The organism is Leclercia sp. W6, from assembly GCF_003336345.1.
GTDB lineage: Bacteria > Pseudomonadota > Gammaproteobacteria > Enterobacterales > Enterobacteriaceae > Enterobacter.
Genome location: NZ_CP031104.1, coordinates 2,728,399 through 2,740,478, shown reverse-complemented (window position 1 = coordinate 2,740,478; position 12,080 = coordinate 2,728,399). Strand labels below are relative to the sequence as shown.

11 protein-coding genes and 1 tRNA gene are annotated in these 12,080 nt (G+C 53.8%); 7 read left to right on the top strand and 5 right to left on the bottom strand.

Translation table 11 applies throughout. From position 1 onward, the window contains the following. Positions 1-9: 9 nt before the first annotated feature. The 3 genes from DVA43_RS13445 to DVA43_RS13435 all read left to right on the top strand — a co-directional run bounded on the left by DVA43_RS13445 (position 10) and on the right by DVA43_RS13435 (position 2,991). Positions 10-1,185, top strand: coding sequence for an MFS transporter (locus DVA43_RS13445; protein WP_114315843.1), 1,176 nt, complete (start codon positions 10-12; stop codon positions 1,183-1,185). A gap of 158 nt (positions 1,186-1,343) precedes the next feature. Further along, positions 1,344-2,144, top strand: a complete 801-nt coding sequence (locus tag DVA43_RS13440) for an endonuclease/exonuclease/phosphatase family protein (protein ID WP_039032074.1) — start codon at positions 1,344-1,346, stop codon at positions 2,142-2,144. Positions 2,145-2,220: 76 nt separating this feature from the next. After that, positions 2,221-2,991 carry a class I SAM-dependent methyltransferase gene (locus DVA43_RS13435; RefSeq protein WP_114315842.1) on the top strand — a complete coding sequence of 257 codons (771 nt, stop codon included), beginning with the start codon at positions 2,221-2,223 and terminating at the stop codon, positions 2,989-2,991. 52 nt (positions 2,992-3,043) lie between these two features. Here the strand turns inward: DVA43_RS13435 and mltD are convergent, their stop codons facing one another. After that, positions 3,044-4,411: a murein transglycosylase D gene (gene mltD / locus DVA43_RS13430; protein WP_114315841.1), complete on the bottom strand. Its 1,368-nt coding sequence runs from the start codon at positions 4,409-4,411 to the stop codon at positions 3,044-3,046. A 71-nt stretch (positions 4,412-4,482) separates the two neighbouring features. After that, the gene (gene gloB, locus DVA43_RS13425) at positions 4,483-5,238 is read right to left on the bottom strand and encodes a hydroxyacylglutathione hydrolase (RefSeq protein WP_114315840.1); all 756 of its coding nucleotides are present in this window, start codon (positions 5,236-5,238) and stop codon (positions 4,483-4,485) included. 32 nt (positions 5,239-5,270) lie between these two features. On the opposite strand from gloB, the gene DVA43_RS13420 reads away from it, so the two are divergent. After that, positions 5,271-5,987 carry a class I SAM-dependent methyltransferase gene (locus DVA43_RS13420; protein WP_114315839.1) on the top strand — a complete coding sequence of 239 codons (717 nt, stop codon included), beginning with the start codon at positions 5,271-5,273 and terminating at the stop codon, positions 5,985-5,987. On the opposite strand, the gene rnhA is transcribed toward DVA43_RS13420, so the two are convergent. Next, on the bottom strand, positions 5,988-6,455 hold the full coding sequence (gene rnhA / locus DVA43_RS13415; protein ID WP_103178368.1) for a ribonuclease HI: 468 nt from the start codon (positions 6,453-6,455) through the stop codon (positions 5,988-5,990). 145 nt (positions 6,456-6,600) lie between these two features. Between rnhA and dnaQ the strand changes: the two genes are divergently transcribed. The 3 genes from dnaQ to DVA43_RS13400 all read left to right on the top strand — a co-directional run bounded on the left by dnaQ (position 6,601) and on the right by DVA43_RS13400 (position 8,490). After that, positions 6,601-7,344 carry a DNA polymerase III subunit epsilon gene (dnaQ, locus tag DVA43_RS13410; RefSeq protein WP_103823939.1) on the top strand — a complete coding sequence of 248 codons (744 nt, stop codon included), beginning with the start codon at positions 6,601-6,603 and terminating at the stop codon, positions 7,342-7,344. A gap of 130 nt (positions 7,345-7,474) precedes the next feature. Then, a tRNA-Asp gene (locus DVA43_RS13405) sits at positions 7,475-7,551 on the top strand. 411 nt (positions 7,552-7,962) lie between these two features. Then, the gene (locus DVA43_RS13400) at positions 7,963-8,490 is read left to right on the top strand and encodes a cytochrome b (protein WP_114315838.1); all 528 of its coding nucleotides are present in this window, start codon (positions 7,963-7,965) and stop codon (positions 8,488-8,490) included. Between the two features lie 110 nt (positions 8,491-8,600). Here the strand turns inward: DVA43_RS13400 and DVA43_RS13395 are convergent, their stop codons facing one another. Both DVA43_RS13395 and fadE read right to left on the bottom strand, forming a co-directional pair. Next, a complete protein-coding gene (locus DVA43_RS13395) occupies positions 8,601-9,371 on the bottom strand; it encodes an amidohydrolase (RefSeq protein ID WP_103823941.1) in 771 nt (256 codons plus the stop codon). 110 nt (positions 9,372-9,481) lie between these two features. Further along, positions 9,482-11,926, bottom strand: coding sequence for an acyl-CoA dehydrogenase FadE (gene fadE / locus DVA43_RS13390; RefSeq protein WP_114315837.1), 2,445 nt, complete (start codon positions 11,924-11,926; stop codon positions 9,482-9,484). Positions 11,927-12,080: the final 154 nt, after the last annotated feature.

The following is a 12,080-nucleotide window of genomic DNA, read 5'->3' as shown; positions in this document are numbered from 1 at the left end:
GAGTTATTTATGCCTCTGGCGCTACTTGCCCTGACGATCAGTGCCTTTGCAATAGGCACGACTGAATTTGTTATTGTAGGTCTGGTTCCTACGATTGCTGACCAACTTGCCATCTCGCTGCCTTCGGCGGGTTTACTGGTTTCTATCTATGCCCTCGGTGTGGCTATCGGCGCACCGGTACTGACCGCACTCACAGGCCGTCTGCCGCGTAAACAGCTGCTGATGGCGTTGATGGTGCAGTTTACCGCAGGCAATATCCTTGCCTGGCAGGCCCCTGATTATACAACCCTGGTCATAGCCCGCCTGCTGACGGGGCTGGCTCATGGCGTCTTCTTCTCCATCGGCTCGACAATTGCGACGAGCCTGGTGCCGAAAGAGAAAGCGGCCTCTGCTATTGCCATTATGTTTGGCGGTTTAACCGTAGCCCTGGTGACGGGGGTACCGCTGGGCACCTTTATTGGGCAACATTTTGGCTGGCGTGAAACCTTCCTGGCGGTCTCTCTGCTGGGCGTGATTGCGCTGATTAGCAGTCTGGTGCTGATCCCGTCCACTATTCCGGGACGCGCGGCAGCGACACTGCGCGACCAGCTGAAAGTGCTGACTCATCCTCGTTTGCTGATGATCTATGCCATTACGGCGCTGGGCTATGGCGGCGTGTTTACCGCATTTACCTTCCTGGCGCCAATGATGCAGGATCTGGCAGGCTTCTCACCGAGCGCAGTAAGCTGGATCCTGTTGGGCTATGGCGTTTCGGTGGCGATCGGCAATATCTGGGGCGGAAAGCTGGCCGATAAGCATGGCGCAGTCCCGGCGCTGAAAATTATCTTTGCTGCCCTGGTAGTGCTTTTACTGGTCTTCCAGTTCACCGCTTCCATACAGTATGCCGCGCTGGGTACGGTACTGGTAATGGGGATCTTTGCCTTCGGCAACGTACCGGGTTTGCAGGTCTACGTCGTGCAGAAAGCCGAACTCTATACACCCAACGCCGTGGATGTCGCTTCCGGTCTTAATATCGCCGCGTTTAATGTCGGTATCGCACTGGGTTCCATTATTGGTGGGCAGACGGTTGAGCACTTTGGTCTGTCGCAAACGCCTTGGATTGGAGCAGTCATCGTTCTCGTGGCGTTTCTGTTGATTGGCCTGAGCGGCCGCCTGGATAAGCCCGCGCGCGTTGCTCTCGGATAATTGTATGTAAGTACTTACCGATAAAACAGCTCAGCAGATTCTTAGTTACTCAGTAGTTTCTTAGTAATAGCGTTGAAAGTGTGAGCTGAAAACCCTATAACATTAGAACCCGCACCTGTTTCTGGACGGGTTCAAGTTGATAGGGGTCGTTTCACACCGTGCGAAAAAATACCTATGCCATGCGTTATGTTGCCGGACAGCCAGCGGAGCGAATTTTACCTCCGGGGTCGTTTGCGAGCATTGGCCAGGCATTGCCTGCGGGTGCGCCTTTAAGCAGCGACGAAAAAATTCGGGTGCTGGTATGGAATATCTTTAAACAGCAACGCGCCGAATGGTTATCCGTCCTGCAGAATTTTGGTAAAGATGCTCATCTGGTGCTGCTGCAGGAGGCGCAAACCACACCTGAACTGGTCAGGTTTGCGACCACTAACTATCTCGCTGCTGACCAGGTGCCGGCATTTGTCTTACCCCAGCATCCGTCAGGGGTGATGACGCTCTCTGCCGCTCATCCCGTCTATTGCTGCCCACTGCGCGAACGCGAGCCGCTCCTGCGCCTGGCGAAATCCGCTCTGGTCACCGTCTACCCGCTGCCGGATACCCGGCTACTGATGGTGGTCAATATCCACGCGGTTAACTTCAGCCTTGGCGTCGATGTCTACAGCAAGCAGCTGCTGCCTATCGGCGATCAGATTGCCCATCACAGCGGCCCGGTGGTTATGGCTGGCGATTTCAATGCCTGGAGCCGTCCGCGAATGAATGCGCTTTATCGCTTTGCGCGTGAGATGTCGCTGCGCGAAGTACGTTTTACCGATGACCAGCGGCGCAAGGCCTTTGGTCGTCCGCTCGATTTTGTCTTCTATCGTGGTCTGAACGTGAGTGAAGCCTCTGTGCTGGTCACTCGCGCATCCGATCACAATCCGCTACTCGTTGAATTCAGTCCCGGCAAACCTGAAAGATAGAGGTGCGTCAGGTCTGCCGTGGGGCAGGCCTGTACGGGTGCTGCCCTTTATTTTTCATCAACCGAAGGACAGCAAAATGACAACACAGTCCCATCATGACAACGTAGAAAAACAGTTTGGCTCTCAGGCTAAGGCCTACCTCACCAGTGCGGTTCACGCATCGGGGCGCGATTTGCAGCGTCTGGCTGAACGTCTGGCCGATTTTCCGAAAGCCAGCGTCCTGGATTTAGGCTGCGGGGCAGGTCATGCCAGCTTTGTGGCAGCGCAGCAGGTGGCTCAGGTGACGGCATATGACTTATCCAGCCAGATGCTGGAGGTGGTTGCCGCCGCAGCCAGCGAGAAGGGGCTGAGTAATATTGCCACCCGTCAGGGCTATGCAGAATCATTACCCTTTGACGATGAAATGTTTGATATTGTGATCAGCCGCTACTCGGCGCACCACTGGCATGATGTCGGCCAGGCGTTGCGCGAAGTTAAGCGGGTGCTGAAGCCGGGTGGGCTGGTTATCATCATGGATATCATGTCGCCGGGGCATCCGGTACGTGATATCTGGTTACAGACGGTAGAAGCGTTGCGAGATACCTCGCATGTCCGCAACTATTCCAGCGGCGAGTGGTTGTCCATGTTTACCGATGCCGGGCTGATCTCACGGTCGCTGCAGACAGACAGATTAAGGCTGGAGTTTTCTTCGTGGATTGCGCGTATGCGCACACCAGAGGCGTTGAGCCAGGCGATCCGGCTGTATCAGGAGAGTGCCTCGGCCGAGGTTAAAGCCTACTTTGAGCTGCAGGAAGAGGGCTCCTTTACCAGTGATACCCTCCTGGCTGAAGCCCAAAAGGCGGGATAAACAAAAAAGGCACCGAGGGGAATCGGTGCCTTTTTACATCAGGTCTCTGAAATCAGGAATCCGGTGTGGCGTTGTTTTTCACAAACAACGTTATCCGGTCGCCAGGCTGCAGATTGTCCGTATCGCTGTTCCAGCGCATCACATCTTTGATGTTCACGCCGTGACGCTTGGCAATACTGGAAAGCGAATCGCCTTTTTGTACGCGATAGGTAATGCTATCGCTATTATTGGCGAGACGCTGTGCGCTGTTACCCGCACCAATCGTCAGGTTCTGGCCCACTTTCAGGGTAGAGCCACGCAGCTTGTTCCACTGCTGCAGATCTTTCGTGCTCACGCCAAGGCGTGAAGCAATGCCTGAAAGCGTATCGCCTGTACGTACCCGATAGCTACGGCTATTTAGCGGAGTGTTATCCGCAATAAGCGTAGACTGAACCGCTGCAATCTCACCCGACGCTAACGATACCCGTAACTGTTCAGCGTGTTTCTGCGGCACCAGAACGTATTTTGGTCCGCTGCTACCCAACGTAGAGCCCTTCACACCTGCGTTGAAGGCTTTCAGTTTGGTCACCGAGATACCTGCCATATCCGCAACCTGTTTCAGTTCAACAGGGTTGTTGATACGCACTCTCGCCAGCGCGCGACTTTCGTCCGAAGTCGGCAGCTTCACGCCATACTGTTTGCTGTTTTTGAAGATTTCACTCAAAGCCAGCATTTTAGGTACGTATAATTTGGTTTCCCGTGGCAGTGGAAGCGACCAAAAGTCGGTAGGTTTACCCCGTGCTTTATTCGCTTTCATTGCCTTCAGTACACGACCCTCACCGCTGTTGTACGCAGCGACAGTCAGCAGCCAGTCACCGTCGAACATCTTGTTCAGACGTTGCATCATATCGAGAGCGGCAGTCGTCGAGGCGACCACATCACGACGCGCATCGTAGTTGCGGGTCTGTTTTAAACCATAATTGCGCCCTGTGCTCGGTATGATCTGCCAAAGACCTGCGGCCTTGGCGCCAGACGTTGCGTGTGGGTCAAAAGCGCTCTCCACTATGGGTAGTAGTACCAGTTCCATGGGCATGTTACGTTTCTTAACTTGCCCTGCTATCCAGTACATATACGGCTCTGCCCGTAAAGTTACATCGTGGAGATAGCTCTTATTGCTTAAATACTTCTGTTTCTGTTCGCGAATCCGGCTGTTTTCCGGAATTCCCATCTTTAGCTCGTCACCAATAGAGACCCACAAGTCTTGATCCTGTGCGAAGGACGTCCCATCGTCTGCCCATCGCGATTGACTTGTGAACTTCCCTGCTTCCCCTTGACCAGCTGCAGAAAGGCTCTGTGCGTGCTGTTGTACGTTGCCAGTGTTCTGTGACGACTGGCAACCCACAAGCAGGACAGAGGCGAGTAATATCGCTTTTGCCTTCATGTGTGTGTCAATAGTTGCTTAAAAGACGAGCGATGATAACGACGAATAGTTAAAAAGGCAACATGCAATTGTCAGAAGTCATCTTTCTTTGCCCTTAACCACGCGAAACAATCCTCAGGTTGTAACATATTTGTTTCTTCTTTAATTTTATTAACTAAATCAATGTCATTTGTTCTAAGAAATAAATTAATTTTACGTTCATTTTTCAGAATTACGGGCAGTGTTTTTTGGTTTTTTGCACGTAACTCATTCACTTTGCGGTAATAATCCTGAATCGCGCTATCCTCAGGCAGAACGTGCATCGCAAACTTCATATTCGCTAAAGTGTATTCGTGTGCGCAACAAATAAGGGTGTCGTCGGGGAGATCGTTAATTTTCTGGAAGGACTGGTACATCTGGGCTGGAGTGCCTTCGAAGAGCCTTCCGCAGCCGCCAGAAAACATTGTGTCTCCACAGAAAAGATAAGGGAATCTAAAGTACGAAATATGTCCAGAAGTGTGACCCGGTGTGGCAATTACAGAAAATTCCAACGCAAGAATGAGGATCTTTTCGCCATCTTTTACTACGCGCGTAGCCCCCTTATCTTGTGTCTCAGCAGGACCGTATACCACAAGATGAGGAAATTTTGCGCAGAGTGCCGCCACGCCGCCCACATGGTCATGATGATGGTGCGTGAGCAGAATGGCTTCCGGCTGCCACTGGTTTTGCTCGATGGCGTTTAACACCGGCTCCGCCTCGCCAGGATCGACGATCACGCAACGACCCTCATCATTGCTTAAAACCCAGATGTAATTGTCCTGAAAAGCAGAAATACTGTTAAGATTCATACATTACCTCTCATAGCGTGGCGGGTGTTTTGATGAAACCGGCAAGGATACCTCAGATTGTTACCGCACCGAAACACTGGGCAGAGTTGCCCTGGGGTGAATACTATCGTGAAGCGCTCGAGTTACAGCTTAAGCCCTGGTTTGCGAAAATGTATGGTTTTCACCTGCTTAAGATTGGCAATCTGAGCGCGGAAATCAACTCTGAAAGCTGCGCCATCTCGCATCAGGTCAATGTTTCGCTGGGCGGGGAACCCGTTCAGGTGAAGGCCAATCCGCTGCAGCTCCCTTTTGCCGAGAAGTCCGTTGATGCGTGCCTGTTGGCACATTCGCTGCCCTGGTGCGATGACCCGCACCGTTTGCTGCGGGAAGCCGATCGGGTTTTGATTGATGATGGCTGGCTGGTGATCAGTGGCTTTAATCCGATGAGTCTGATGGGGCTAAGAAAGCTGGTGCCGGTGCTGCGTCGCACCCCGCCGTATAACAGCCGCATGTTCACCCTGATGCGCCAGCTGGACTGGCTCTCGCTGCTCAATTTTGAGGTGATGCACCAGAGCGGTTTTCAGGTGATACCCTGGACGCGGCAGGGCGGGAAAATGCTCAGCACCCATTTTCCGGCGCTGGGCTGCATGCAGCTGATTGTGGCGCGCAAAAGAACCATCCCCCTGACGCTCAATCCGATGAAGCCAGGCAAAGCCAAGACCCAGTTGCGCCCCGCTGTAGGTGCCACGCGGCAGTACCGAAAGCCCTGATCAGGCTTCCGGTTTATACCCGACATCGTCATGCTGCGGATTGAGCGCAGCCGCGCGCGCCAGTTCGTCGCAGCGTTCGTTTTCGGGATGTCCGGCGTGGCCTTTCACCCATTCCCACTGAATTTTATGCTGGCTGAGCGCCGCATCCAGGCGTTGCCAGAGATCGACATTCTTCACCGGTTTTTTGTCCGCGGTTTTCCAGCCGCGTTTTTTCCAGTTATGGATCCACTGGGTGATCCCCTGGCGGACATACTGGCTGTCGGTACTCAGCACAATGTCGCAATGCTCTTTCAGTGCCTCAAGGGCCACAATCGCGGCCATCAACTCCATGCGGTTGTTGGTGGTCAGGCGAAAGCCTTCATTGAAGGTTTTTTCGTGCTGTCGATACCGCAAAATGGCGCCGTAACCCCCTGGGCCCGGATTGCCGAGGCACGAGCCATCAGTGTAAATCTCTACCTGTTTACGCATCCTGGCAGACATCCTGTAATCAAAACGGTAAGTCTGACATAAACGGTCTCCAGCAGCACGGCAAAATAAAGTCCGTGTGAATTAGCCTTTGAACGCCAGGTCAGGTTGATTACAATGTCGTCGTTAATAAGAACAGGCTGACAGAATGAGTATTGCAGACACACATAACGCCGACAGGATCATCGTTCTCGATACCGAAACGACGGGTATGAACCAGATCGGTGCTCACTATGAAGGGCATAAGATCATCGAGATCGGTGCGGTAGAGGTGGTTAACCGCCGTCTTACCGGCAATAACTTTCACGTTTACCTGAAGCCAGATCGGCTGGTGGACCCGGAAGCCTTTGGCGTTCACGGGATTGCCGATGAATTCTTGCTGGATAAACCCACCTTTGCCGACGTCGCCGATGAATTCATCGACTACATCAAAGGCGCCGAGCTTGTTATTCATAACGCCTCGTTCGATATCGGCTTTATGGATTACGAATTCAGCAAGCTCAACCGCGGCCTGCCGAAAACAGACGCCTTCTGCAAGGTTACAGATAGCCTGGCGATGGCAAGGAAGATGTTCCCCGGCAAACGGAACAGTCTTGATGCGTTGTGCTCGCGCTATGAAATAGATAACAGCAAACGAACGCTGCACGGGGCGCTGCTCGATGCCCAGATCCTGGCGGATGTTTATCTGATCATGACGGGTGGCCAGACCGCCCTGGCATTTAACGCCGATAACGAGACGCAGCAAGAGTCCGGCGAGAGTGAAATCCAGCGCATTATTCGTAAGTCCAGCGCGCTGCGCGTTATACTTGCCAGTGATGAAGAGTTAATGGCGCATGAATCCCGTCTGGATCTGGTGCAGAAGAAGGGCGGAAGCTGCCTCTGGCGAGGCTAAAAGCGGCTGAAATGCCGGTAAAATAACCGTTTGGATCGTTTTTGCAGCAAACGATTCAAAAGGTGAGAAAAAGCATTGACGGGATCGAGGGTAAACCGTAATATCTGCCTCGTTCCCAAGGGAACACAGCGGAGCGGTAGTTCAGTCGGTTAGAATACCTGCCTGTCACGCAGGGGGTCGCGGGTTCGAGTCCCGTCCGTTCCGCCACATTCAGGCCCATGTTAGCAATAACATGGGCCTTTTTTCGATCTCTTTTCTTGTGCAACAATTCCTCCCAGCATCATCTTCCGTCTGGCTTACGCCGTTAAGTCTGAAAATGTCCAGGGTCCGTTACTCTCATCCCGTACATTCGCACCAATAACTTCCCCCGTATCCTTATTCCGGCCAGCATAAAAAATCAATTCAACAACGCTCCAGTCGCCCAACCGGTTAACGGGAAAAAAGAAGAGGTTAAAAATGGTCTGCGTTCTTCTATTAAGGGGCAGGGCAATATCCTATTTTGCGGGGCAGAATTTCATTGTTAAACCCGGCGCAGGATTAAAGCGGGGCAGGACGAATGATTTCTGGACGCATGGCTTCAAAGGACGCCAGGTTATTACGTTTTAGAGGACAAGGATTATGCAAACTTCTTCCATTATTCCCGCACGTTACGATCGCTTTTCACGCCTTTTGCACTGGGTGGTTGCAGTCGTCATTATCTACGCCATGTGCACGGGCTACATTCTTCACGCGCTGGAAGGGACCCGTTGGTTTACCTTTTTTTCTGTGTTGAATATGTCGCTTGGCACCATTGCAACGCCAATCATGCTGGTGCGTTTTGTCTGGCGCTTCTTTCGCCCTTCAGTGCCTTATCCGGCAACAGTGGCGGGGCGGAAAAAGCAGATGGTGGTTTTTATCCATGAGCTGTTTTATCTGACCATTATGTTGGTGCTGGTCAGCGGCTTCCTGATGCTGCACAAAGATTACAGCCTGTTTGGGCTGCTGCCGATTACTCATCCGATTAACACGATTGAAGTTAATGAATTCTTCTTTAAAGTGCATCGCGTTAGCTGCATTTTACTGGGCCTGATTCTGCTAGGGCATGTCGCGGCGGTAATCAAATATACCTTCAAGGGACAGCGCGAAATCCTGCAACGCATGCTGTAAGAAAAAGGCTGACGCCTTTCATTAGATGAAGTAACAAACAGCAGAGCCGCACCGCTCCTGTCCCTTTATGCCGATGAGGTGAGGGGACTGGGACAGTGCGGCTTTACCCTTCAGCCAATACTAAACGGATCCGCATCCTGCCATGCAGGAAACTTCTCCCGATACTCCCTCAGCGCCGTCAGCGACAGCTCGGCATCAATCCGGGTTGCATGATGCGGCTCAGCGGTGGCAATAATCTCACCCTGCGGGTTGATCACCCGGCTGTCGCCCCGGTAGTGATGCCCGTTGCCGTCAGTACCGACCCGGTTGCAGCCAGCGACATAGGCCTGATTCTCAATCGCACGTGCCGTCAGCAGCGCCTGCCAGTGGAGAGAGCGGGGCGCTGGCCAATTGGCGACGTAGATCGCCAGGTCGTAATCATCGCGGTTGCGCGACCAGACCGGGAAGCGCAGGTCGTAACAGACCAACGGCAAAATGCGCCAGCCACGCCACTCAAAGACAACCCGCTCGTTACCCGCTTCATAATGCTGGTGCTCGTCCGCCATGCGGAACAGATGGCGCTTATCGTAGAAGTGCACCTTGCCCTCGGGCTCCACCAGCAGAAAACGGTTCACCGGTCCGCGTTCGGTCTGCAACGCTGCGCTGCCAGCGATTAACGCCTGGGTTTGTTGCGCTCTGGCCTGCATCCAGACAACCAGCTCGTCCTGCGGCAGGGACTGTTTAGCCGCCTCCATGGCGAAGCCAGTGGTGAACATTTCGGGCAGGATAATAATATCCCGTCCGGCGATCCCTTCCAGCTGACGATCAAAATGACGCAGGTTGGCCGGACCATCCATCCACACCAGCGGTTGTTGCAAAAGCGTAATCTTCAAACCAGGCACAGTTAAGACTCCTCGAATAACCCCATTTTGACACTGTAGCACGACAAGCAGAGAAACGGGTGGCAATAAAAAACCCCGCACGAGGCGGGGTTTTGGCGGGTTGAAACGGCTTATGCAGCTTCAGGTTTACGCACGATCTCTTTCAGCTTTACCGGCTGTGTCGCCAGCTCTTCTGCGTCAAAATCATCAACGTTAATACTGCGCAGACGACTCTCTTCGGCTTTGATCAGCAGGTCCGCTTCATCCTTATTGATGATGCCGCCCGCCAGCGCCTCTTTAGCCAGCTCATTCAGGCGGGTGAAGGGCAGGTTTTTACCCAGCTGCTTGCAGATCTTCTGGTGAATCGGGTCGGCCGCCATCACATCCAGCAGCGCCTCTTCCAGCAGACCGACCGGGTTATGCTCGCTTGGGGTCAGATACTGACCGCGGCCGATACGGGAGCGGGTTGCGCTTGGTATCTGCAGGATCTTCGCCACTTTATGATCCAGCTTATCGGACGGCGCCAGATAGTGGCGACCGGTCGGGAAAATCACCACGCGCAGAGCGCCTGCCACAAAGCGGTTCGGGAAGTTCACCAGTAGATCGTCGATGGCCTGTTCCGCCTGATACAGCGCATCCTGAACGCCCCAGTGAACCAGCGGCAGGTCCGCTTCATGACGGCCTTCATCGTCGTAGCGTTTTAGTACCGCCGAGGCGAGGAAAATCTGGCTCAGCACATCACCCAGACGGGCGGAGATGCGTTCCCGGCGTTTCAGGCTACCGCCCAGCACCGCCATCGACACGTCAGAGAGCAGCGCAAGGTTGGCACTCAGACGGTTCAGATGCTGGTAGTAACGACGGGTCGCGTCGCCGGTTGGCGTGGCGCTGGTCAGGCCGCGGGTCAGGCCCAGCCACAGGCTGCGCATTTTATTACTGCCGACATGGCCAATGTGTTTAAACAGCAGTTTATCGAAGGCGTCCACGTCGTTGTTCTGCGCGGCGGCCATCTCTTCCAGCACGTATGGATGACAGCGAATTGCCCCCTGACCGAAGATCATCATGCTGCGGGTCAGAATGTTCGCCCCTTCAACGGTGATGGCAATCGGTGCGCCCTGATAGCCACGCGCCAGGAAGTTACCTTCACCCAGCATAATGCCTTTACCGCCTGCAATATCCATCGCATCGATGATCGACTGCTGGGCACGGTGGGTACAGTGGTACTTCACAATCGCGGACAGCACGGCCGGTTTTTCACCCAGCATGATGCCATAGGTAATTAAGGAAGCGGCGGCATCCATTACGTAGGCGTTACCTGCGATACGGGCCAGCGGCTCCTCAATCCCTTCCATCTTACCGATAGAGATTTTGAACTGACGGCGGATGTGGGCGTAAGCGCCAATCCCCATTGCCACCGATTTCAGACCGCCGGTTGAGTTCGACGGCAGGGTAATACCACGGCCAACAGACAGACACTCAACCAGCATGCGCCAGCCCTGACCGGCCATTTTCGGGCCACCGATGATGTAATCGATCGGCACAAAGATATCCTGACCGCGGGTCGGACCGTTCTGGAACGGTACGTTCAGCGGGAAGTGGCGACGACCAATCTCCACGCCAGGCGTGGTGGTAGGGATCAGCGCGCAGGTGATGCCCAGATCCTCTTCGCCGCCTAACAGCTTGTCCGGGTCGGAGAGTTTAAAGGCCAGGCCCAGCACGGTGGCGATAGGCGCCAGCGTAATGTAGCGTTTGTTCCAGGTCAGACGCATACCCAGAACCTGCTCACCCTGCCACTCGCCCATGCAGACTACGCCGGTGTCCGGAATAGCGCCTGCATCGGAACCCGCTTCCGGGCTGGTGAGTGCGAAGCAAGGGATTTCCAGACCACGGGCCAGGCGCGGCAGATAGTGATTTTTTTGCTCTTCAGTACCGTAATGTTGCAGCAGTTCGCCCGGGCCTAATGAGTTAGGTACGCCGACGGTGATCGCCAGGATCCCGGAGACGCCGGACAGTTTTTGCAGCACCCGAGCCTGGGCATACGCAGAGAATTCCAGCCCGCCGTACTCTTTCTTGATGATCATCGCGAAGAAGCGATGCTCTTTTAAAAATGCCCACAGTTCCGGCGGCAGATCGGCCATCTCATGGGTGATCTGGAAATCGTTCGCCATCCGGCAGGCTTCTTCAACCGGACCGTCAATAAACGCCTGCTCTTCAGCAGTCAGGCGCGGCTGCGGATAGTTATGCAGCTTTTTCCAGTCAGGGTTGCCCTGGAACAGCTCGCCTTCCCACCAGGTGGTGCCCGCGTCGATCGCCTCTTTTTCGGTACGCGACATCGGCGGCATCACCTTGCGGAAACCACGAAAGACCGGTGCAGAAATCAGGGATTTACGCATTGAGCGCACGTTGAACGGCACCAGGATAATTGCCAGCGGAACCAGCACCCAGATGTTCCAGATGCCAGTCACGCCAAGGGCAGCGGTCCAGGCCAGTAAGATAAGACTGCTCAGCATTAAGCTGACCCGGTGATAGAACAACACCCCGAGCAGAACAACGGTTAACAGAATACTTAAAATCATCATAAAGAATTGCTCCCTGTCTTGTAGGAGGTCTGACCACTTGTGATGATATGGTTGTAGTGGATGTTATTTCTTTTAGCAATGCATTCACAAAATAATTACAACCTGGTTCACATTGTTCAGGTTTTACTCGGCACAAAAACGCAAAACGCCCGAC

What these genes read in the sequence shown, in the direction of transcription:
- DVA43_RS13445 (WP_114315843.1), top strand. Translation starts at nt 10, where the DNA reads ATGCCTCTGGCGCTACTTGCCCTGACGATCAGTGCCTTTGCAATAGGC.
- DVA43_RS13435 (WP_114315842.1), top strand. Translation starts at nt 2,221, where the DNA reads ATGACAACACAGTCCCATCATGACAACGTAGAAAAACAGTTTGGCTCT.
- mltD (WP_114315841.1), bottom strand. Translation starts at nt 4,411, where the DNA reads ATGAAGGCAAAAGCGATATTACTCGCCTCTGTCCTGCTTGTGGGTTGC.
- gloB (WP_114315840.1), bottom strand. Translation starts at nt 5,238, where the DNA reads ATGAATCTTAACAGTATTTCTGCTTTTCAGGACAATTACATCTGGGTT.
- DVA43_RS13420 (WP_114315839.1), top strand. Translation starts at nt 5,271, where the DNA reads ATGAAACCGGCAAGGATACCTCAGATTGTTACCGCACCGAAACACTGG.
- rnhA (WP_103178368.1), bottom strand. Translation starts at nt 6,455, where the DNA reads ATGCGTAAACAGGTAGAGATTTACACTGATGGCTCGTGCCTCGGCAAT.
- dnaQ (WP_103823939.1), top strand. Translation starts at nt 6,601, where the DNA reads ATGAGTATTGCAGACACACATAACGCCGACAGGATCATCGTTCTCGAT.
- DVA43_RS13400 (WP_114315838.1), top strand. Translation starts at nt 7,963, where the DNA reads ATGCAAACTTCTTCCATTATTCCCGCACGTTACGATCGCTTTTCACGC.
- fadE (WP_114315837.1), bottom strand. Translation starts at nt 11,926, where the DNA reads ATGATGATTTTAAGTATTCTGTTAACCGTTGTTCTGCTCGGGGTGTTG.